A 22135-nucleotide genomic window follows, 5' to 3' on the forward strand; every position below is an offset into this window, starting at 1 on the left:
AGTAAAATTAATAACTTTAACTTTCCTTTCACAGGCTTTAAAAATGCTCGATTACGATGCCCTTCGATGCTTTCATGAGGTACTGCGCTATGGTGGTTTCGAAAAAGGCGCTCAGGCGCTAAACCTTACGCAATCTGCTGTTTCACAAAAAATAAAACGTCTTGAACAAAGTGTTGGCGGGCCTGTTATGGTGCGCACTAAACCCCTTCGTGCTACACCGTTGGGGCAAGAATTGCTTTCCCATATACAAAAAGTGAGTGTGCTAGAAGAAGCACTGAATATAAAAAGTGGTTTAGAAGCCTCGGCGGTACCTATCAGCGTAGCGGTGAACAACGATGTGCTCGCTACTTGGTTTTCGCAAGTTATGGCAGCATTCAGCGATAAGCGGGCCAACCCAGTTCACATTGTTAACGCGGATCAAACCCAAACACGAGACATTCTTCAGCAAGGTCGCGTTATGGCATGTATTAGTCAAACAGGTACACCGGTTACTGGCGGTCAGTCAGTGAGACTGGGCACCATGCGCTATCAACTTTATGCGTCACCGCGGTTTATTGAGCGATATCTTCACAAGGGCATAACGCCTGAAAATGTGATGAATACGCCAGGCCTTTTATATGATGAGTACGACGTTACGTTACTTACTGACTATCAAAGGGAATGCTTAAATATTGCACCTACCTTTACCACGTGTCACTGGTATCCCTCGTCTCATGGTTTTGTAAAAATGGCGCTGGACGGCGTGGTGTGGGCCCTACTCCCGACTCTTCAGGTGGCACAAGAAGTGAAAGAAGGCGAGCTTATTGCGCTTTTCCCAGATAAAGCGCTAGCTATTCCTCTTTTTTGGCATTTTGCAACGCTCGAGTCGGCTGCGCTTGCCGACCTTACTAAAGCTGTTAAGCAAGTCGCGAAGGCACAATTAAGATAACGCCACATCAAGAGCTAGTGGCAAACACCGCGTTTTTACGCTTTTCTTTGACGCTATACATCAATTTGTCGGCTTTGTTTAGCAAACTCGGCAAGTCTTTGTAGCGTTCTTTTGTAATGTAAGCACCTACACTCGCCGTGGTATTTATCACCACGTTTTCTGTTCTGATATCACGCTCGGATAAGCTTTCCTCAATGCGGGCGGCCAATCGCTCAGACTGACCTTCACTGTAGCAGTGACTTAATACCACAAACTCATCGCCTCCTAAGCGCCCCACGGCGTCTTGCTCGCGACAGCGACTCATTAAAATTTTTGCAACCACCTGCAAGACCTTATCTCCTGCGTGGTGTCCGTATTGGTCATTAATCTCTTTAAATTTATCAATATCAATGAAAAGCAGTGTTAAGTAGCCACCCTCTTTGTTGAAATTATTCAGCAGCGACTGCGCCACACCTTCCCAACCGGCGCGGTTTAACACATTACATAAAGAGTCTGTAGATGCGCGTTTAAATGCACTAAGCCTGTCGTCATTAAGCTTTTTCACTTTTCTTGACGTTGCAATGGCAAAAATAAAGGCCTCGATAGTTATCCCTAATACAAGGGAATATCGATATAAAAATGGCGATACTTCTGTAAAAACCAAACGGAAAAGCATGGACAAAACCATCACTGCAATCCCAAGCATGACCAAATTTGCACAATGCACCTTACGATAGGCAGCATAAACACAACTTGATAGCGTGCACGTCATAGTAATAAGTGTAATTAGACTTAACATGCTGTTAATTTTCATAGCATCTGAGACTGGGAGGATAAGCTGGACTACTGAAAACGCCAATGCTGCACATGCCATCCCAAGCATAAATTGGCGCTGCCAACCTTTTAGAAGCGCTTTAAAATCAAGTAGCTGATCTAAGAATTTCACACCTGCAAAAAGGGTAATTCCAGCAAATAGTAAATGCAGTTGGAAATTCGCAAGCAAAGCGACGTGTGGAAATACAATGTTCAACAACCCTTCTTGAAGCAAAAAGAATACGCCAGCACTGAAAACGTAAAAGCTATACGAGTACAGGCCATAGTTGCGCATACTAGCCCCCAGCATGCCTACGTATAAAGTAAGTGCCAAACAAAAGCCAATAAATAAGCTCATTGTGAGGGTGTGAATAGAAGCAAACTTATGAAAATCACTAAGCTGCGTCACTTTAAACGATACGCGGCGTTCCACCTGTGCGTTGATATCTAGATAAAGGCGGTTGTTTGAACTGTTGATTATGTATGCTTCAAATGCACTAGGTAATCTTTCAACTTTGCGCATTTTGCTATCGTATAGCTGGTTGTAATTAATATAATTACGCGGAAAATACAGAACATGCTGCGCATCGACATTACAGCTTAGCGCAAGTCGCTGATCACCCGCTTTAAGAAGAAAGGTTGTTGAAGTGGGTGCATCAATTTCGTTTTCGAAGTTACATTTAGCAAGCGAGTGGGAACTTATTGCACATAAAACAAGCCCTATTAATAAGCGAATAAAATTACCTGACACACGCCATGTCATAGATTTGCTTCCTACTGGTACCGCAGCTAAATCCATGTAGCAAAAATATCCCTGTACGGCTATTACACTAAGATAAGTTATGCTTGGTTATATTAAGGTATAAAAACCAACACACATTAAGTTTAGTTTATAATTTTCAGTTCGCTCAAAAAATTTTACTTTTATTTAACGTCGTTCAATGGCTGGTATTGCAAAATAAGCATCTAAGTCTGACTCTTTTAATGCATCGAGTTTGCGCTTTCTCTGTGCCCTTTGGTTAATGGTTTCTCCAAATACTTCCATGTGCAAATCGGCTATAAGGGCCTTACCTTGTTCTTTGCTGATTAAGCCTATGACTTCACCGGCGTGCATGAATCCTTGCACTCGATACTTTTCTGCCTCTACTTTTTTCCCATCTTTACTTGCCTTGTAAAGGCTTAACAATTGCGCTTTACAGGCGTCTAAAAATAGTTGTTTTTCAGTCTCGTTTTGCATTTTCGCATCCCTTTTATTTGCTCGTATACCTTAGCGGTAAATCACAAATATAGATAGCAGCCAAGAAAAGGGGCCTTACGTTCATTCCTATGCCCTAACAATGACTACAACTAAAGTTCATTGGTGAAAATGAGGTATACCTCCTACGCTTAGCTAAGTGCTAGAGGTTTAATCTTCTAGGAAGTCACAAGTAAAAAAGCGAGCTCCTTTATGCGAATACCAACACTTCTAGGTATGGCCACTTTCTTGGTATTTACCCCCGCTGCTGAAGCTAAAGAGGCAGCACATGGAAATGCTCATCATTGGCAAACGTCCCCTCACCACTTGTCTGCTCTTGTGGGCACTACCTACACGAAAGAGTGTGGCAATGCATTTACCTTGGGCATCGATTACGAATATAGGCTTAGCGACTTTTTAGGTGTGGGGTTTGTTGCTGAATACGCGTTTGAAGATTTAGATGCCTACACTTATTTACTCGTCGCTGACCTTCACATCACCAACAATTTTATCGCTCAAATAGGCCCTGGCGTTGAGTTCCACGGCAGCCATAAAATGGAAGTAGCCCGAGTAGGCTTATTGTACGAGTTTGAAATGTCGGGCTTTACCGTGTCGCCCCAGCTTCATTATGACTATCACCGAAACCACAAAAGTGCGGTTGTTGCTGGGTTAGCAATTGGTATGTCGTTCTAAACCACCTGCCCTGCTGCCCAGCCGCTACTCCACGCCCACTGGAAGTTAAAGCCGCCGAGCCAGCCGGTAACGTCAACCACTTCGCCAATGAAGTAAAGGCCTTCTACGTTTTTAGCCATCATGGTTTTTGATGAAAGTTCGTTGGTGTCTACGCCACCTATGGTGACTTCCGCTGTTCTATAGCCTTCTGTGCCATTGGGCTTTATTTGCCAATTTTCTAGCGTGTCAGCAATAGCCTCGCATTCGCCGTGGGTAAGCTGTTTCACCGGTACATTGCGCCAGTTATGATATTCAATAAAGCTTTGCACCATGCGTTTGGGGAATACTTTATTTAAGCAGGTAGCAAGTAGTGCGTCTGGCGTTTCGGTGCGAGCAGTTTGTATAAGTGCAGTGGCATCGTCATTTGGCAGCGTGTTAATGCTTAAGCTGTCACCCGCCTCCCAATAACTTGAAATTTGGAGCATAGCAGGGCCGCTCAAACCACGGTGAGTAAAAAGCATCGCTTCTTTAAACGTGGTGTCGTTACAGCTGGCGTATACGTCAACGGCTATACCGCTAAGCTCTGCCAGCGTCTCTTTGTCTTTATCGTGTAAGGTAAAGGGCACAAGAGCGGCCCGTGTGGGTAATACGTTCAGGCCGAATTGCTGCGCAATTTTATAACCGAATGGCGTTGCCCCCAGCTTTGGCATACTTAAACCACCGGTCGCGATTACTAAAGACTCACAGCTATATTCGCCGTTCGACGTAGTTAGTAAGTACCCACCTTCAACCTTTTCTACGCTTGTAATTTCACAGCGAGTAGTAATGGTCACGCCTGCTTTATTGCATTCGTTCAGCAACAAATCGACGATGTCTTTTGCGCTGTCATCACAAAATAGCTGACCTAAGGTTTTTTCATGATAGGCAATACCATGTTCGGCAACCAAACCGATAAAGTCCCACTGGGTATAGCGGCTTAATGCCGACTTACAAAAGTGAGGGTTTTGCGATAAGAAATTGGCAGGTTCTGCATACATATTGGTGAAATTGCAGCGTCCACCACCTGACATAAGGATCTTACGGCCAACTTTTTTGGCATGATCGAGTACTTCTACGCTGCGTCCGCGCGCGCCTGCCTGTGCCGCGCAGAAAAGCCCTGCTGCACCAGCTCCAATAACGATAACATCGCGCTTAATCACCCTGTATTCACCTTACATCAAGCTAAAAATACTTACGCTCATTCAAGCGTAGGTTAAGAGTTCGGGATTATACGTAATAAGCCTTGCTGCACAACGCAAAGCCCAATCTTACTGTAAATTTAATCTAGTTCTTTAGTAGAAAATTATGGGTTTTAATACTTTTTAACAATACTAAAAGATTTTTAATTCGCCTATAACTACGCACCAGAATTGAGGTGCAACTCAATTTGAACGAACAAACGAACAAAACAAGCAGTAACTACTTCACAAATTACAGAGGATTGTATCCATGGAAGAGTTCTTAGCATCACTCGATATTAATGAGTACCTGCCTGCCGCATTAGCTTGGGCTACCAATATACTTCTAGCCTTGGCCATTCTAATTATTGGTCTTTGGGTAGCGAGTAAGGTGTATAACGCTATCGTCGCCATTGCGAATAGCCACCCTCAACTTGATGACACCCTTTTTAAGTTCTTTGGTAGCGTAGCGCGCTATACCATTCTTGCTTTTGTTGGCATAGCGGTACTTAATCGCTTTGGTGTACAAACAGCATCTATTATTGCGCTGTTAGGTGCCGCAGGTTTAGCGATAGGCTTAGCACTTCAAGGTACACTATCTAACTTGGCTGCAGGCGTCATGCTACTTATCTTCCGCCCCTATAAAGTAAATGACTTTGTCGATGCTGCGGGTAAGTTCGGTAAAGTAACTGAAATCGACTTATTTACTACTATTTTGCAAACCTTCGATAATAAGCAAATTATCATTCCAAACAGCCAAATTTGGGGCGAGCAAATTGTTAATCACTCTCATCATGAAATTCGCGGTGTAGATATGACCTTTGGTATTGCCTATAACGAAAACATTGATGCCGCTCGTGCCGTTATCGATAAAGTGTTGGCAGACCACCCGCACGTACTTAAAGACCCAGCACCATTTGTTGAAGTGTCTACTCTTAACGATAGCTCAGTAGACTTTATTGTGCGTCCATTCTGTCACGGTGAACACTACTTCGACATCCTGTTCTCAGTGCCAGAGCAGGTTAAAAAAGCGCTAGATGAAGCGAATATCGAGATTCCGTTCCCGCACCGTAAAGTGATTGTGGTAAACGAAAACGCATAGCGCGCAGGTAAAAAATAACGTCCTAATAAGCAAAAGGGCAGCCAATTGGCTGCCCTTTTTATGTTCTGGTTTTAGTCAGTTATGAACCGACTTATGCCTTATCTTTTTTAGGAAACACCGCCAAGGGGTGCGTAGTAATTAACTGAACGAACGCTCGAGTATTTGGCTTAATGGCATTTTCATGACTTACTCGTACTTTAAGTTCATCGCCGCTGTCTAGCATAACTGCATAAAGTCTGCTTTCGCCCTCATAGCGCACCCACTCTACCGTACAGTTAGTTTCGCTGTGAGCTGCATCTAAACTTAAATCGTCAGGGCGTACGAGCAAATCTACATTGCCGTTAGCACCTTGAAGCGGCGTTCCAGGCACCTTGCCAATTTCAGTAACGACCGTTTTGTCTGTATTTACTTCGCTAGCATCAAAGGTTGCACTTAAGAAGCTTGCTTCACCCATAAAGCGCGCCACAAATCGACTAGCTGGCGAAGAGTAGCAGGCTTCAGGTGTGTCTAGTTGCTCCAACACGCCTTTGTTTAATATGCCCACTCTATCACCAACACTTAACGCTTCTTCCTGATCGTGGGTTACCCAAATTGCAGGCACGCCCGCCTTTTTAAGCGCATCGCGAATTTCCCAACGCAAGCTGTCTTTTAGTGCTGCATCTAGGTTTGAAAGGGGCTCGTCTAGCAGGACAAAAGAAGGTTCGTGCGCAAGGGTTCTTGCTAGCGCAACACGCTGCTTTTGCCCACCGGAAAGACGTGCAGGTTTAGCATCGCGGAAATTATCTAGGCCTAATAATTTAAGCCAATGGTCGGCAAGCTTAGTGTCTTTTAATCGAAAGCATACGTTTTGCTGAACAGTAAGATGGGGAAACAGCGCGAAGTCTTGGAACACCATGCCCACGTTACGCTTTTCAGGCGGCACGTGTTTGCTTGCTGTACTTTCCCAATTACCTAGGCTCATTGCGCCTTCTGAAATAGGGATAAGCCCTGCCAATGCCTGCAAAATAGTCGTTTTACCGCAGCCAGTTGGCCCCACCAACATCAGGATTTCGTCTTGCCCAAGCTCAAGATTTAACTTGTCGACAACGCGGGTAGACCCATAATTCACTGACAAATTACTTACACTAAGCATTACGAACGATCATCCTCGGTAACGGTAAACTGGGCTTTTCTTTCGCCCGACAGCATGAGAATTAATCCCACACCAGATAATAAAACAAGTAGAAGGCCAGGTACGGCAGCACGTCCAAAGTAACCCGCCTCGTAAACACGCCACATGTAAGTGGCTAAGGTTTCAAAACCTGTAGGCCCCAACATCAGCGTGGCAGGCAGCTCACGCATGGCTTCTAAAAATACTAAAGCAGCCCCTGCAATCATACCACGAAGGGTAAGCGGCAGCGTAACCCGTATAAAGGCTTCCCTTGGGCTAGCACCAAGTACGCGGGCAGCTTTAACCAACCCCGAATCTATATTCTCGGCGGTACTTCTAACACTTCCCACCGCAAGAGGAATAAAACGCAGTACATAGGCCATAACCAATAAACTTAAAGTTTGATACAGCGCAGGTAAGTACTTAAGGCCCACGTACACCAGCGCTGTTCCCATAACTATACCTGGTACACCAAAGCCGAAATAAGTAATACGCTCCATAAAGCGGCCAGCTTTGCCTGCAATAGCCGCGTGAGCAACCGGAATGGCAAGAAGCACGGCCACAATCGCGGCAATAAATGACGCATGGGCTGAATTCCATGCATAGCTTAATTCAAAGCCACCTGTGCCCTCTCGCACTAACCACAGCGTGAAAATAGCTAGGGGAAGTACAATAGCCATAAATACAACGGGCATGGTCGCAAGCAACATTAGGTTGCGCTGCCAGCGTGCAGGAAATAAAGATAAGTGCTTTCCTGGGCGTTCTTGCGCCCCACCTATTCGGCTTTCTATAAACAGAATAAGCCCAACAATCACCATAAGCTGCAGACTTAGCATAGCCGCCTGGCTCAAACCAAAAGCGTTATATTCAACAAAGATAACGCGGGTAAAGGTGTCGAAGCCCATTATTGCGGGTGTGCCAAAATCAGATAACGCGTAAAGCGCAGCAAGAAGTGCCCCCGCAGCAACGCTGTTTACTACGCGCGGTAGCACCACACGCCATAAGCTAGCACCTAACGACAGACCTAGCGTACGCGCCGCGTTAACTAAGCTTGCATCTAAACTCAACAGGCTCGAGCGTGTTGTCATCATTACAAAGGGATAGGTGTATAGGCTCATGACCAACGCCGAGCCCCACAAGCCGCTAATAGGGGGTGTGCTAATTCCTAGAACGTTTTCAATCTCTCCGCCAATACCAAATGAGAAGTACATGGCGAATGCGCCAATATAGCTAGGCAACGCCAGTGGCGCAGCAAGTAGAATTAGCCAGAAGCGCTTGAACGGCATTTGCACATAGGCGGTTAAAAAGGCAAGGGGTACACCAATAAGCACCGAACCAATGATGGTAAGTACTACCAATGAAATAGTATTGCCTAGTACACGAAGGTTATGGGTATCGAAAAGCTGGGCACTATCTTGAGCTAAAGAAAACAAAACGCCGACGGGCAATAAAGCCATCAGCGCAATAAGTAGTGCCAGTGGATACGACTTTGGCCAGTTTGTCACAGTACGCCAGCTTCCCTCATAAGGTTAAGTGTTGGGCGTAAATCAGCCAGTTTACGAAGATCCATTTCAGGTGGCGAAAGCGTGCTTAAATCCGCCAAGCCTTGTGGTGGTTCAACCCCTTGAACCAAAGGTATTTCATATGCCTCGCGAGCAAGGTAAGACTGTACTTCGTGCGACAGCAGATACCGGATAAAGTTAACCGGTAAGTCACCGTCGCTTAATGCCACAATGCCAGACGCATTAACCAAGCAACCTGCATCGCCTTTGCTGTAAGCAAGGGCCACATTTGCGTTTGGTTTACCCGATTTAAGGCGAAGAGTGTAGTAGTGATTTGCAAAGCCAATATCTACTTCGCCACGTTCAACGCCCATCACTACACCAAGTTCACCCGCATACTTTTTCGAATGCTTGTTAATGCCTTTAAGCCATGATTTAGTGGCTTTATCGCCTTCCAAAATACGCATGGCGGTGACGAAAGACTGAAATGATGAATAAGCCGGTGCCCAGCCCACTTTCAAATCGCTATCAGCTAACGCCATCACGCTTTCCGGGATTTGTTCGGGCTTAACGCGCTCTGTGTTATACGGCAGTGTACGCACACGCCCAGTTACCGGTGACCAGCTAGGGTACTGAAAATCTTCGCGAAGCTGCGAACGCAAGTCATCAGGCAATGGCTTTGCAGCGCCAGCATCAGTAACAACGCCAATAGAACCGGTGTCTACAGCCCAAAACAAATCAGCGCGTTTAACGCCCGCTCTTGTTTCAGCAACAATGGTATTTGCCAGTGCTGCTGAGCCGCCGCGTCTAACTTTTAGGTTCAACTTGGGGTTGCGCTTTTCAATGGCTTTTAGAACATTCTCATACAGACCGCCTTCGCCACGCCCTAAATAGAGTGTGAGATCACCTTCTAATTTAGGTAAAGACTCAACTGACACACTGCCAGTTTGGGTCATAGCGAGGGCAAAACTAAACGGCAAACCAGTTAATGCACCGGCTGCAGCTAAGCCTTGTAAGAATGTTCTACGTTGCATACCCCTTCCTTAAAATACGTCTTTACGACTTTGTTCTACTTCAACTAGCAGTGTACGAGCGCGATCAAGTTTAGCCTGCATAGACTCTACTACTTTGCGTACTGCATCTACGCCAGTATCTTTCGAAATGGCTTGCGGAAGCGTTACGTTAAAATCTTTTTCTAGATCTTCAACCAAGGCTGCGTCTTTTGCAATCAAGTCACCCTCTACACCTTCAAAACGTTGAAGGTAGGTGTCGTGCACTAGTGTTGTTGCAACCTCGTGAAGCTGCTCTGCATATTTAGCAACAACGCGATCAAGACGTGTTTTGATATCGTCGATAACTTCAGGCCCTGTAGTCGGCTCTTTTTCAGTGGTTTGAACCTTGCCTACCAGACCTTTCTTCTGATATTGAGACGCAAGTTTAACTGCGCCTAGCGCCTGCCACAAGGCATGATTTAGCTTCTCTTGCTCTACGCGCACGTCAGAAACTGGCTTACCTTCATCAATAGCTACCTTTACACCATAAATACCTTGCCAAATAGAAGCATAGATAGGCACGTACTGGGTTTCGATAGCTGAGTGGAAGTCTACTTCTTCCCAATACTCAATTAGCGCGTCGGTTTTAAGCGATTTATCTTTTGCTTCATACGCATCAACAACACTGCCAAATTTACTTTCTAACCAATGTACTTCTTCGGTGTATTCACCAATATGCGCATGCAAGTTGTTTACGTGATCACCAATGGCACCGTTAGCAAGCGCCTGTGAAGAAAACATCGAAAAAGTAACGGCCGAAGCCATTACTAAAGCACTTATTTTTTTCAGTGTTATTGTCATATTTTTTCCTAAAACGTTTGTCTTTTTTCGCAAATGATACTTATTATCATTAATCAAGTAAAGGTAACTAAACGAGGCTACACGCTAAGTAACGCAGTACATGAACCTTTAATTTCACTGCATTTTCAACGCACAATGATGCAATTAAGTTCATTAACCCTCGCTGAACACTTTGATATTCAACGCAATTTGCAAAACGCTAGATCATAATTGGGTTACATTTTAATGAAAATAGCGACCAAGTATACGCATATATAAATTAATGAATATTCACAAAAGACTAAACGAAAAAAGCCCGCAACAATTGTTGCGGGCTTTGAGTATTTAACGCCTTTTAAAAATTAAAGGCTATCTAACATGGTTTGGGCATCGCTTACATCGAAACGACCAGGGTCTTCAACGTTTAGCTTTTTAACTTCGCCATCTTCTACAAGCATAGAATAACGAAGCGAACGTAAGCCACCGAAGTTACCTGTACTCATGTCTAAGCCAATTTGCTTGGTAAAGAAACCATTGCCGTCGGCTAGCATGGTAATTTCTTCTGCATTGTTTGCTTTACCCCACGCATCCATAACGAATGCATCGTTCACACTTAGGCAAATAATATTATCAACACCTTTTGCCTTAAGCTTATCAGCAAGCGCTACATAGCCTGGCAAATGTGCTTGTGAGCAAGTAGGTGTAAAAGCGCCGGGTACAGCGAATAGTACAACGCGCTTTTCTGAAAACAGTTCGTTCGTTCCTGGGTTAGTTATTTCGCCATTTACTAAAAGGCTAAAATCTACTTCAGGCAAAGTGCCCCCAACTTGTATCATGCTACTCTCCTAGATTTTTTTGACACAAATACACATCAAATCTGTGTTTTTTGCTTTCAATAGCCATTGATGCTTTTATTCCTGCCAGCACATCTGCACTGTTTGGGCGTTTAACCACTACCCGGTGCGTAGCTAGCTCTAGTGCTGGCGGTAACAGCGCATCTGCGTCTGGGTCATGACCAAGCAGTTGCTGAAACAGCCGCATTTCCTTTTTCACCAAGGCTGACTTCTTTTTATGTGGGAACATGGGGTCTAGATAAATAGCGTTCACATTCTCACCAGTGAAGTATTGCATTACCTCAGCGCTATTTCCATGTTGAAGCGACATTTTAGCTGCAAGTTCTGGAAAACTAAGTGCTAATCTGCGAATACCATCTTCAAGTAAGGCGGCAACCACAGGCGATCGCTCTATCATTGTGACCTTGCAGCCAACGCTTACCAAAACAAAGGCATCACGACCTAGCCCAGGCGTTGCATCTACCACATGCCACGCTTCATTACCTTTAAGGCCAATGGCTTTAACAATAGGCTCTTTGCGCCCGCCACCGTGCTGTTTGCGATACAAACTAGCTGGCGAAGCAAAATCTACCTCTACAGGGTTCACTTTTTTCTCGCCAGCGTCAGCAAGACCCAGCACACCATTTTGCACCTGTAAGTACAAGCCTTCGACGGGCTTTTCACTGCTACTAACAACGGGAAAGCCCCATTTTTCGCTAATTGCGCTAATTAGCCCAGCGTCTTCGCTATTTGCGTTAGCGCTGTTTCCGTCATCGCAACTAATTAAAGGCACACTATTAAGCATGACCGTACTGCTCCTTATGCCCTATCCATCTATTGATGATTGCTTGAGCGTGAGACGGATATTTATCCCAAAGGGTATAGGCAATCTCTTGAACTTTTGGAATAAGCGCAGCGTCGCGAACCAAATCTGCTATTTTAAGCTCCGCCATTCCGGTTTGCTTGGTACCCATAAATTCACCCGGGCCACGAATTTCCAAATCGCGCTGTGCAATATAAAAGCCGTCGTTAGACTCGCGTAATACGCCTAGGCGCTGAGTGGCAGTTTTGGATAGTGGGCTTTGGTACATAAGTACACACTGACTTTCTACCGCACCACGCCCTACTCGGCCACGTAATTGGTGAAGCTGTGCTAAACCCAAACGTTCGGGGTTTTCAATAATCATAATACTGGCGTTAGGCACGTCTACGCCTACCTCAATAACCGTAGTTGCCACTAATAAGTCTAGCTTGCCATCTTTAAAATCAGCCATAACCTGCGCTTTTTCAGCAGGTTTTAAGCGCCCGTGTACCAAGCCAACGTGTAAGTCTGGCAACGCTGTACGCAGGGTAACCGCAGCATCTTCAGCGGCCTGACACTCCAACACTTCCGACTCATCAATAAGTGTACATACCCAATAGGCTTGTCGACCGTTGTCTTTACAGGCCTGACGCACTCGCTCTATCACATCGGCCCTGCGTGTATCTGGTAGCACAACAGTTTGTACCGGCGTTCTGCCCGGCGGCAGTTCATCTATGACCGAGGTGTCTAAATCGGCATAGGCTGTCATGGCCAGCGTTCTTGGAATAGGCGTAGCCGTCATGATCAGCTGATGAGGATAGCGACCTTGCTGTTCACCCTTATCACGAAGGGCCAAGCGCTGATGTACACCAAAGCGGTGCTGCTCATCCACAATAACCAACGCTAGCTGCTGGTAGTTCACGCTTTCCTGGAAAATAGCGTGAGTACCCACCAACATTTGAATATCGCCAGCTTCTAAGCGAGCTAAAACTTCATTGCGGGCTTTACCCTTTAGCTTTCCAGCAAGCCAGCCAACTTCAATACCTAGTGGTTCTAACCAGCCTCGAAAGTTATTCGCGTGTTGTTCAGCCAATAGCTCAGTGGGGGCCATTAACGCCACCTGGTGGCCAGCCCCAATGGCTGATAGTGCAGCCAATGCCGCAACTAGGGTTTTGCCCGAGCCCACGTCCCCTTGTACAAGGCGCATCATAGGCCGCGCATTCTGCATATCTTTTTGAATATCTTCTACTACTCTTGCCTGTGCACCCGTTGGTGAAAATGGCAGCTGAGCGAGCATTTTATCGATAAGCGGCTGATTCACCTTAATAGGAATACCTGGCTGCGCGTCAGATAGCTTGCGTACTTTAAGCACGCTTAAGTGATGAGACAGTAGCTCTTCTAATATTAAACGATACTGGGCAGGATGAAGCCCCTCTTCCATTTCATGTACGTCTACATCAGGCGGCGGGCGATGCACTAAGTGAAGCGCTTCGTTCAGGCTAATTTGGTCATCGTAAATGCCTTCAGGTAGTAGGTCGGCCAGCGCCCCTTTATCTAACAGCTTCAAGGCTTGGTCGGTCAAGTTGCGAAGGGTTAGCTGTTTTACACCATCGGTAGTGGGGTAAACCGGCGTCAATGATTCTTCTGTGGGTGGCGCGTCTTCATCTACTAGCTTAAATTCAGGGTGCATCATTTCAATGCCCCACTTGCCAGTACGCACTTCACCGAAACAGCGTACCGTGTTGCCCGGTGTCATAATTGACCGCTGCACGGCGCCAAAGTGGAAAAAGCGTAGGGTTATAGTACCTGTGCCATCACTCAGCTTGACCACCAGCATGCGTTTTTTGCCGTACTGAATGTCGGCGCTCATCACCTCGCCCTGCACGCTTACATGGCTAAACGGGCGGCACTCAGCCACGCTGTAAATACGGGTTCTGTCTTCATAGCGATGAGGAAGGTGAAACAGTATATCTTGAAGGGTAAACAAGCCTATTTTATTAAGTTTTTCTGCCACCTTTGCGCCCACGCCTTTAAGCGCAGTTATGGGTGTAGTGGCCAGTGCTTGCATCAAGCGACATCCTTCTTTTGAAACATAAGTGACTTAACCTTAAAAAGGCACAAGCTGGTATTATTCAACATGTTATAGGAAAAGAAGTGTAAAGGATTGTTGAGGGGTTGGCGAGTACGCTTTAGGCCAGTTTTTTACGCTGGCCTGTATACACATGAGAACCAAACTAAAAGCGAAACCAAGACGTTAAGCCCTAGTCGGCTTCTAGCGCGTTAGCTTCCGCCTTAGTAATTTGCATTTCTCGCCACCAACTATCGTCAGCATCTACTTCACCGATAGCGTTAATAGCAGGCAGTGGCAAACCTTTGCGTTGGCATAGTTTGTACAAGCGAGGATAACCGTTTTGAAATGCCAAAGCCTGACATTCTTCTTCCGGCAACTGCTGTGTATCGTACATACCCGCAATAGTGCGTTGGCGCTGTGCTTCATAAAGAACCAAAGCTGCGGCTACCGATACATTTAGCGACTGCACCATGCCCATCATGGGAATAACGATGTCTTGATCGGCAATGGCTTTCGCCTCATCAGAGGCACCATACTTTTCCTGACCAAACAAAATTGCGGTAGGTTTGGTGTAATCGACATCACGAAAATCGACCGCGGTGTCAGATAAATGGGTAACCAACACTTGCATGCCTTGGCCTTTTAATTCAGCCATCGCATCGCTAATACCATCGTGGTTGGTTTGGCGCACCCATTGCTGGCTGCCCATAGCCGTACCACGGCGAAACTGGTATTTCTTTTCCCACACGGTGTGAACGCGATGAATGCCTACTGCGTCACAAGTTCTAACTATTGCCGAAACATTATGAGGCTTGTGTACATTTTCAAGGCATACCGTTAAATCGGTTTGTCTTTTTTCCAACACATCTCTAATGCGCTGGTAACGCTCAGGTGACATGGCTTACTCCGGCAGTTCCATCACACCATCAATTTCAATTTGTGCACCTTTAGGCAATGCAGACACCTGAACGGCAGCGCGCGCTGGGTAAGGCTTATTGAAGTAACGGCTCATAATTTCATTAACCGTTGCAAAGTGACCTAGGTCAATAAGAAAGATGTTCACTTTTACTAAGTCGTTCGTGGTGCCGCCAGCAGCGTCACACACCGCTTTGATGTTTTCAAAAACTTGTACCGCCTGGGCTTCAAAGTCATCAGAAACCATTTCCATTGTTTCAGCAACAAGTGGAATTTGGCCTGAAAGATAAACGGTAGTACCTGCTTTAACCGCTTGGCTGTAAGTACCAATAGCAGCAGGAGCCTTATCGGTCTGAATAATAGACTTAGACATAGTAGTTCCTAAATATTTGAGTAATTAGTGTCGTGATTGACTATGACGAGACACTTTCTGAACTTCCGGCATGGTGCGTATTTTCTTCATGACTCGCGCCAAGTGCACTCGGTTGTGCGTGGTAAGTTCTAGGTCGATAAAGTAGATATTACTCTCTTTTTCTTCAGTTTGCAGGCCAATAATATTGGAATCGCACCCTGAAATAGTGTTCGTTAATGTTGCCAGTGTGCCCTGATGGTTTATCAGTTCTATACGCAGAGACGCTTTAAATTCACCCTGCGGATTGTCATCCCACTGCATGGGTAGCACGCGCTGAGGCTCTTCACGGGTAAGCTTGCGAATATTGTTACAGCCAGTTTGGTGAATGGTCATACCGCGGCCTGGGCTTAATACCGCTACAATCTCATCATCAGGTATAGGGTGACAACAGCGAGAATAGTGAACAAGCAGGCCTTCTGTACCACGAATAGCCACATTGCCTTTCTTGTCAGACAGATCCGTCGTGCTCTCGCCTAATAAACGGCGAGCCACGATAGCACTTAGTTCGTTACCTAAGCCGATGTCTACCAATAGGTCGTCAAAATTAGCGTGCTTGGTTTCCGCTACCACACGCTCAATGTCTTCATTAGGAATATCATCTAACTTCACTGCACCTAATGCATGACGAAGTAGACGGTTACCCATGTTCACCGCTTCTTGAGAATGCTGCTTACGCAGATACTGGCGAATACGGGTACGTGCGCGAGCACTCACTACAAAGTTCAGCCAGTTCGCATTCGGCTTCGCTTTCGGCGAGGTAATAATTTCCACGGTTTGGCCGTTTTCAAGGGGCTTACTTAAGCTAAAGTTTCTGCGCTCAACCCTCACACCTACGCAGGTATTGCCTACATCAGAGTGTACGGCGTAGGCAAAATCGACAGCGGTTGCGCCCATTGGCAATTCGATAATTCGCCCGTCTGGCGTAAACACGTAAATTTCATCAGGAAACAGGTCAGTCTTAACCGATTCGATGAATTCAAACGATGAACTGGCCGATTGTTGTAGCTCGAGCAAGCTTTGCATCCACTTGCGTGCACGTAGCTGTGCAGTAGTGCCGTTATCGCCTGGCTCTTTATAAAGCCAGTGGGCAGCTACTCCTTTATCTGCCATTTGGTCCATTTCCTGGGTACGAATTTGAATTTCAACAGGAATACCATGAGGACCAATTAATGACGTGTGCAACGACTGATAACCGTTGGTGCGCGGAATAGCAATATAGTCTTTAAAGCGGTTTTCAATTGGCTTGTATAAACCGTGCATAGCACCAAGGGCGCGATAGCAGTTATCTACTGATTTAACCACGATACGAAACGCATAAATATCCATTACCTCGTTGAACATCAGTTCTTTGTTTTTCATTTTTCGGTAAATGGAATACAGGTGCTTCTCGCGGCCTAGTACATCAGATTCTATCTCGTAGGCATCAAGGCGCGTGTTAAGCTCTTCGCGAATGTTTTCGATAATTTCTTTACGGTTGCCACGAGCCTGACGCACGGCAGATTTCAATGCGCGATGGCGCATGGGGTACATGGCCTGAAAACCTAAGTCTTCAAGCTCATTTTTAATATCGTGAATACCCAAACGGTGGGCAATAGGTGCATATATTTCTAGCGTTTCGCGTGCGATACGGCGGCGCTTATCTGGTCGAAGCGAGCCCAGCGTGCGCATATTGTGCGTGCGGTCGGCAAGCTTAATAAGAATAACCCTGATGTCTTGCACCATGGCCATCATCATTTTGCGGAAGTTTTCCGCCTGCGCTTCTTGCTTGGTACTAAAGGCAAGTTTATCAAGCTTACTAACGCCTTCTACCAATTCTGCAACGGTATCACCAAACGCTTCAGCTAAATCTTCTTTGCTGTAATGGGTATCTTCAATAACGTCGTGAAGAAGTGCCGCCATGATCGTTTCGTGATCAAGGTGCATGTCGGCAAGAATACCCGCAACCGCAACAGGGTGAGTAATGTACGGGTCGCCGCTTGAACGCATTTGCCCATCGTGAGCATCTTGAGCTAGCACAAAAGAATTCTGAACCAGCTGAACGCGCTCTGCTGGCAAGTACTCTACAACTTTCTGCTTTAAACCTTCAAACAAATACACAGTGAAGCGTGACCCTTATCTACCTATACACCTTAAGAATACGTTTAATTGTGCAATAAGCCAATACACCAAAAGCAAAGCGCCAGTGCTTTTTTCAAAGCACTGGCGCCAAAATACCGATAAAACCGTTAAAAAGAGGTCTTATTGATCAGATAATATATTTGCTACTGATGCAAATTCAGCGTGTTCTTGCTGCTCTTGTGCTTGAAGTTCTGCTTGTTCAAGCGTTGCAGCAGTTACAAAACCTTCTTCAATTTCACGAAGTGCTGTAACAGTTGGCTTGTCGTTTTGAACGTCAACCATAGGATCTTTGCCTTCAGTGGCAATTTGACGTGCACGGCGTGCAGCAACAAGCACTAGGTCAAAGCGGTTACCAATTTTATCTACGGCATCTTCTACAGTTACGCGAGCCATGTATTTCTCCGAAAATTAGGTTGAGCAAGTTATTCAAAAAACGGCCGCGTAGTATACACAGATACGTAGCGCGATCCTAGCATTTTGTTTGAAATTGAAGCACTCAGATCGTGCAAGATATACAGCGATCGGGATCAGTTTTAAAACAAAACGCTTATTGTTTGGTTAAGCTTACGCGCTACCGAGCAGTTCGTCCATTAGCACTTGATGACGCATCTGCTGTTTTACTGTACGTAAACGCTGCGCTGTCACAATGGCTTCTAAATCGCTTAGTGCAGTCGCAAAATCATCGTTGATGATCACACTATCAAACTCACTAAAGTGAGACATCTCTGCTACTGCTTGTGCCATACGCCCCGCAATGACTTCTTCACTGTCTTGGCCGCGGTTGTTTAAGCGCTGTTCTAATACATCGAGTGACGGTGGAAGAATGAAAATGCCGCATGTATCTGGCATAAGCTTTTTGACTTGGCGAGCGCCCTGCCAATCAATATCCAAAAACACATCAATACCGCGATGCAATGTTTGCTCAATAGTCACACGGGATGTACCGTAATAATTGCCAAACACTTCTGCGTACTCAAAAAATACACCCTGTTCGATAAGTGCTTCAAACTGTTCTCGGCTTACAAAATGGTAATGCACACCGTCGACTTCACCCGGACGCGGTTGACGTGTGGTATGAGACACAGACACCTGCATAGGCGTGGCTGCATTGCCTTCATACTTTTCCATTAGTGCCTTGATAAGGCTTGATTTTCCTGCTCCTGAAGGAGCAGCAAGAATAAATAAATTACCGAGTAGTGAAGCCATAGGATATTAAAATTCTATCAAAATGTGGTGATTTCAAGCGGCAATGATAGCATATGAAGCCATTGCGCCGTAACTGCGATTATCTGGTTTATCCATTGATGGTACATACTCTTTACTCGCAGACCGGTGTTAGCAAAATAAATAACAATAATAAGTTTCCAAGAATTATGGGGTCAGAGTCGTGACTCTGACCCCACCATTCTTGGGAAGACAGAGATTGCCTGTGAGAAAGGATAACCATTGGTGATAAAGCAACAACAAAACTAGGAAATAAAGAATGACTCAGCAACTTCTGCCGTGCGTAGAGATAAACCCATCCACTACGCCTGATGCCTGCGTTATCTGGCTACACGGTTTAGGCGATTCCGGCCACGGGTTTGCGCCTATCGTGCCTGAACTTAAACTTCCCGAATCAATGGCGGTCAAATTTCTCTTTCCCCATGCCCCTGAGCGCCCCGTTACCATTAACGGTGGCATGCGTATGCGAGCATGGTACGACATCAAATCATTGGATTTTGAAAGCCGTGCCGATTTAGAAGGCGTGAAAGAGTCTGCTGCACAAGTAGAAGCACTTATTGAAGCGCAAATTGAAAGTGGTATACCCAGTGAACGCATAGTGCTTGCTGGATTTTCTCAAGGCGGTGTTATTGCGCTTCACTTAGCGCCTAGATATGCCCGTAAGTTTGCTGGAGTTATCGCGCTATCAACCTACATGTGTGAGCCATCGCTACTTGCAAGTGAGGCAACAGACACCAACCGTGAAACGCCTATTATGATGGCCCACGGTGACCAGGACGAAGTGGTACCGGTATTTATGGGCAACGCGGCATTTAAAACGATAAATGAGAGCGGTTTTAACGCTACTTGGCAGACGTATACAATGCAGCATAATGTCTGCATGCAAGAACTAAACGATATCAGCGCTTGGCTTCAGAAGGTTTTAAACTAACTTTTACGATGCCTTACTCAACAATGCCATACCCAGTGTGATAGCTAGCTACAGGGCTAACTATCACACTGCGCCGAGCGCCTTTGCGGGTACTACCGTTATATTCACGCGTTGCGTTCATACATGGCATTAAGATGCCAAACAGGTCGTTACAAACATCGCGCTATTCAGCAACGCGGTTTCTGCCCCCATTTTTGGCTTTGTACAGGTTGTCGTCGGCTTGTTTTAAGCTAGCGTGCAGTTTGTCATCGGTAAGGGCGGTAGCCACGCCAAAACTGGCGGTAATCTTGTGATTGATATCCCCTTCAATAAATGGACTTTCTTCAACCAATTTTCTCATTTTTTCCGCAAGTTTTACGCCTTGGCTCAAAGGCGCTAGAGGAAAGAGGACTAAAAACTCTTCACCACCGGTACGCGCAACAATGTCAGATGCTCTAACAGCACCTTTGATAATATTAGTGAAGTGGATTAGTACCTCATCACCAATATCATGACCGTAGGAGTCGTTTATTTTTTTGAAGTGGTCTATATCGACAACAACTGCGGTAAGAGGGAAATAGGCGCCAGGGTCTTTCATGGCCCGTTCAAAAAAGACCGCTTCCAGAAAGCGTCTATTTGGGAGCTTGGTTAGCGGGTCTGTGTTAGCTTGCCTCATGCGCTCTAAATTTTCACGCAGCATTTCTTTTCGGCTTTTATGCCAGAAATTTTCGCCAATAAAGGCAACGCAAATGAAACAGAATGTGGCAATTAAAAATCGTGAAACATGCTCAGCAGGATATTTTGCAACAATAACGTCTTGGTTATAGAGCATGTAAATAGACAGCCCTATGGTGACAGCAACATAGAGCATAGCGGGCTTAAATCGCACCACTATTATTTGAATAAAAAGTAGTGGAAATATGAAGTACAGTCCAGTGTTATTCAGCCCGCCTGTATAAACCAACGCATTGATAGTGAATACAACGATGAGCCCCGCGACGTAATAAAATACGTCACTTTTGGGGAAAATATGTGAAAGCGCAACGTTAAGGTAAATAACGGTGGCAGATGTAGCTAATACACTAACCAATAATGGGTTATTGGTACCAAAATTAAGCCACGCCATAAATGCGATTATGGTGCCACCAACATAGGAAATAAAATACAACGTCAGTTTGCGTCTTTTTACTTCAGCTTCGTCTTGCTGTGCGTTTCTTAGTAATTGTCCAATTGGCGTGTTGTCCATCTAACAACTCTACTCCCCGTATTTATAAGCAGACACTTTGTCCAACTACAGCATAGACGTATATGTGCACAAAAACCAAATAGAAAACTGCACCTAATTTCAAACATTAACCTAGAAAATGCGTATACTACGAAGTATCTCGTATAGCGTTGTGTTACAGCGTTTAAGTTTCTTTTTTTACAGAGTTTGGAATAGCCATGAGTCACCTCAACACTACCCGCACCGTTCGAATTGCTACTAGAAAAAGCGCGCTAGCGCTTTGGCAAGCAGAGTATGTGAAGGCAAAATTAATGGAGCATTATCCATCAATGACCGTTGAGCTTGTGCCTATGAGTACGCAGGGCGATAAAATTTTAGACACGCCATTGGCGAAAATTGGCGGTAAAGGTCTGTTCATTAAAGAGCTTGAAATTGCCATGCTGGAAGGCCGTGCTGATATCGCGGTTCACTCAATGAAAGACGTTCCAGTAGAGTTTCCTGACGGTTTTGGTTTGCATGCTATTTGTGAACGCGAAAATCCGTTTGACGCTTTTGTTTCTAACAATCACGATAGCCTAGATGCGTTGCCACAAGGTGCAGTTGTCGGCACATCTAGCCTTCGCAGACAGTGCCAAATTCGCAAATATCGTCCGGATCTCGTCATTAAAGACCTGCGCGGTAACGTCAACACCCGCCTAGCCAAGCTCGACGCTGGTGAGTACGACGCTATTATCTTGGCTTCCGCTGGTCTTATTCGCCTTGAAATGGAATCTCGTATTCGCATGGCATTACCTGCCGACATTTCGCTGCCGGCTGTAGGCCAAGGCGCTGTAGGAATTGAATGCCGTAATGACGATAAAGAGCTAATTAACTTGCTACAAGCGTTAAATCATAACGATACCAACACCCGTGTTACCGCAGAGCGCGCCATGAATGAGAGATTGGAAGGCGGCTGCCAAGTACCTATTGGTAGTTTTGCTACCCTAGACGGCGACGTACTAACCTTAACGGGTATGGTTGGCAAACCAGATGGCTCTGAGCTGCTGTTTGCATCGGCTACCGCGTCACGCGAGAAAGCGACTGATATCGGTATTGAAGTGGCGGAAGCCCTCTTAGAGCAAGGTGCCGGAGAAATTCTTAAAGCACTTTATAACTAAGTTATATTTAGTAGAAGCGCGCATTCCTACGCACATAGG

General features: G+C 45.6%; 21 protein-coding genes. 5 read left to right on the forward strand and 16 right to left on the reverse strand.

Going from position 1 to position 22135, the window contains the following annotated elements; translation table 11 throughout:
- Positions 1 to 43 precede the first annotated feature (43 nt).
- A complete protein-coding gene (locus tag ACXACS_RS00935; RefSeq protein WP_474802946.1) occupies positions 44 to 928 on the forward strand; it encodes an ArgP/LysG family DNA-binding transcriptional regulator in 885 nt (294 codons plus the stop codon).
- 7 nt (positions 929 to 935) lie between these two features.
- Here the strand turns inward: ACXACS_RS00935 and ACXACS_RS00940 are convergent, their stop codons facing one another.
- Entirely contained in the window at positions 936 to 2519 is a 1584-nt protein-coding gene (locus tag ACXACS_RS00940; RefSeq protein ID WP_474802948.1) for a GGDEF domain-containing protein, read from the reverse strand.
- A 129-nt stretch (positions 2520 to 2648) separates the two neighbouring features.
- Complete coding sequence (locus ACXACS_RS00945; protein ID WP_474802950.1) at positions 2649 to 2957, reverse strand: hypothetical protein; 309 nt, start codon at positions 2955 to 2957, stop codon at positions 2649 to 2651.
- A gap of 210 nt (positions 2958 to 3167) precedes the next feature.
- Between ACXACS_RS00945 and ACXACS_RS00950 the strand changes: the two genes are divergently transcribed.
- Positions 3168 to 3647, forward strand: coding sequence for a hypothetical protein (locus ACXACS_RS00950; RefSeq protein ID WP_474802952.1), 480 nt, complete (start codon positions 3168 to 3170; stop codon positions 3645 to 3647).
- Here the strand turns inward: ACXACS_RS00950 and ACXACS_RS00955 are convergent.
- A complete protein-coding gene (locus ACXACS_RS00955) occupies positions 3644 to 4825 on the reverse strand; it encodes a BaiN/RdsA family NAD(P)/FAD-dependent oxidoreductase (protein WP_474802954.1) in 1182 nt (393 codons plus the stop codon). The genes ACXACS_RS00950 and ACXACS_RS00955 overlap by 4 nt on opposite strands.
- Before the next feature lie 289 nt (positions 4826 to 5114).
- Between ACXACS_RS00955 and ACXACS_RS00960 the strand changes: the two genes are divergently transcribed.
- Positions 5115 to 5945: a mechanosensitive ion channel family protein gene (locus tag ACXACS_RS00960; protein ID WP_474802956.1), complete on the forward strand. Its 831-nt coding sequence runs from the start codon at positions 5115 to 5117 to the stop codon at positions 5943 to 5945.
- Positions 5946 to 6036: 91 nt separating this feature from the next.
- On the opposite strand, the gene ACXACS_RS00965 is transcribed toward ACXACS_RS00960, so the two are convergent.
- The 12 genes from ACXACS_RS00965 to gmk form a co-directional block, all read right to left on the reverse strand.
- Positions 6037 to 7077 (reverse strand): ABC transporter ATP-binding protein, encoded by a 1041-nt coding sequence (locus ACXACS_RS00965; protein WP_474802959.1) that lies wholly within the window; start codon positions 7075 to 7077, stop codon positions 6037 to 6039.
- Positions 7077 to 8600 carry an ABC transporter permease gene (locus ACXACS_RS00970; RefSeq protein ID WP_474802961.1) on the reverse strand — a complete coding sequence of 508 codons (1524 nt, stop codon included), beginning with the start codon at positions 8598 to 8600 and terminating at the stop codon, positions 7077 to 7079. Before ACXACS_RS00970 ends, ACXACS_RS00965 begins: the two co-directional genes overlap by 1 nt.
- On the reverse strand, positions 8597 to 9631 hold the full coding sequence (locus tag ACXACS_RS00975) for an extracellular solute-binding protein (protein WP_474802964.1): 1035 nt from the start codon (positions 9629 to 9631) through the stop codon (positions 8597 to 8599). The genes ACXACS_RS00970 and ACXACS_RS00975 overlap by 4 nt, the downstream gene beginning before the upstream one ends.
- Before the next feature lie 9 nt (positions 9632 to 9640).
- Complete coding sequence (locus ACXACS_RS00980) at positions 9641 to 10450, reverse strand: hypothetical protein (RefSeq protein WP_474802966.1); 810 nt, start codon at positions 10448 to 10450, stop codon at positions 9641 to 9643.
- A gap of 341 nt (positions 10451 to 10791) precedes the next feature.
- Complete coding sequence (locus tag ACXACS_RS00985) at positions 10792 to 11265, reverse strand: redoxin family protein (protein ID WP_474802968.1); 474 nt, start codon at positions 11263 to 11265, stop codon at positions 10792 to 10794.
- Position 11266: 1 nt separating this feature from the next.
- Entirely contained in the window at positions 11267 to 12067 is an 801-nt protein-coding gene (locus ACXACS_RS00990) for a class I SAM-dependent methyltransferase (protein WP_474802971.1), read from the reverse strand.
- Complete coding sequence (gene recG / locus ACXACS_RS00995) at positions 12060 to 14132, reverse strand: ATP-dependent DNA helicase RecG (protein ID WP_474809178.1); 2073 nt, start codon at positions 14130 to 14132, stop codon at positions 12060 to 12062. Before recG ends, ACXACS_RS00990 begins: the two co-directional genes overlap by 8 nt.
- A 193-nt stretch (positions 14133 to 14325) precedes the next feature.
- Positions 14326 to 15033: a tRNA (guanosine(18)-2'-O)-methyltransferase TrmH gene (trmH, locus tag ACXACS_RS01000; RefSeq protein ID WP_474802973.1), complete on the reverse strand. Its 708-nt coding sequence runs from the start codon at positions 15031 to 15033 to the stop codon at positions 14326 to 14328.
- A 3-nt stretch (positions 15034 to 15036) separates the two neighbouring features.
- A complete protein-coding gene (locus tag ACXACS_RS01005) occupies positions 15037 to 15423 on the reverse strand; it encodes a RidA family protein (protein ID WP_025257011.1) in 387 nt (128 codons plus the stop codon).
- A gap of 24 nt (positions 15424 to 15447) precedes the next feature.
- Positions 15448 to 17559 carry a bifunctional GTP diphosphokinase/guanosine-3',5'-bis pyrophosphate 3'-pyrophosphohydrolase gene (gene spoT, locus ACXACS_RS01010; protein WP_474802975.1) on the reverse strand — a complete coding sequence of 704 codons (2112 nt, stop codon included), beginning with the start codon at positions 17557 to 17559 and terminating at the stop codon, positions 15448 to 15450.
- Between the two features lie 141 nt (positions 17560 to 17700).
- On the reverse strand, positions 17701 to 17973 hold the full coding sequence (gene rpoZ / locus ACXACS_RS01015) for a DNA-directed RNA polymerase subunit omega (protein ID WP_015065914.1): 273 nt from the start codon (positions 17971 to 17973) through the stop codon (positions 17701 to 17703).
- 171 nt (positions 17974 to 18144) lie between these two features.
- Positions 18145 to 18786 (reverse strand): guanylate kinase, encoded by a 642-nt coding sequence (gene gmk / locus ACXACS_RS01020; protein ID WP_474802978.1) that lies wholly within the window; start codon positions 18784 to 18786, stop codon positions 18145 to 18147.
- Between the two features lie 277 nt (positions 18787 to 19063).
- Here gmk and ACXACS_RS01025 point away from each other — a divergent pair, with 277 nt between their 5' ends.
- A complete protein-coding gene (locus ACXACS_RS01025; RefSeq protein ID WP_474802980.1) occupies positions 19064 to 19735 on the forward strand; it encodes an alpha/beta hydrolase in 672 nt (223 codons plus the stop codon).
- A gap of 163 nt (positions 19736 to 19898) precedes the next feature.
- Here the strand turns inward: ACXACS_RS01025 and ACXACS_RS01030 are convergent, their stop codons facing one another.
- Positions 19899 to 20960: a GGDEF domain-containing protein gene (locus ACXACS_RS01030; RefSeq protein WP_474802982.1), complete on the reverse strand. Its 1062-nt coding sequence runs from the start codon at positions 20958 to 20960 to the stop codon at positions 19899 to 19901.
- A gap of 197 nt (positions 20961 to 21157) precedes the next feature.
- Between ACXACS_RS01030 and hemC the strand changes: the two genes are divergently transcribed.
- A complete protein-coding gene (gene hemC, locus ACXACS_RS01035; protein WP_474802985.1) occupies positions 21158 to 22096 on the forward strand; it encodes a hydroxymethylbilane synthase in 939 nt (312 codons plus the stop codon).
- The last annotated feature ends 39 nt before the right edge of the window (positions 22097 to 22135 follow it).

It is taken from the genome of Alteromonas sp. AWM4_230 (assembly GCF_056158305.1).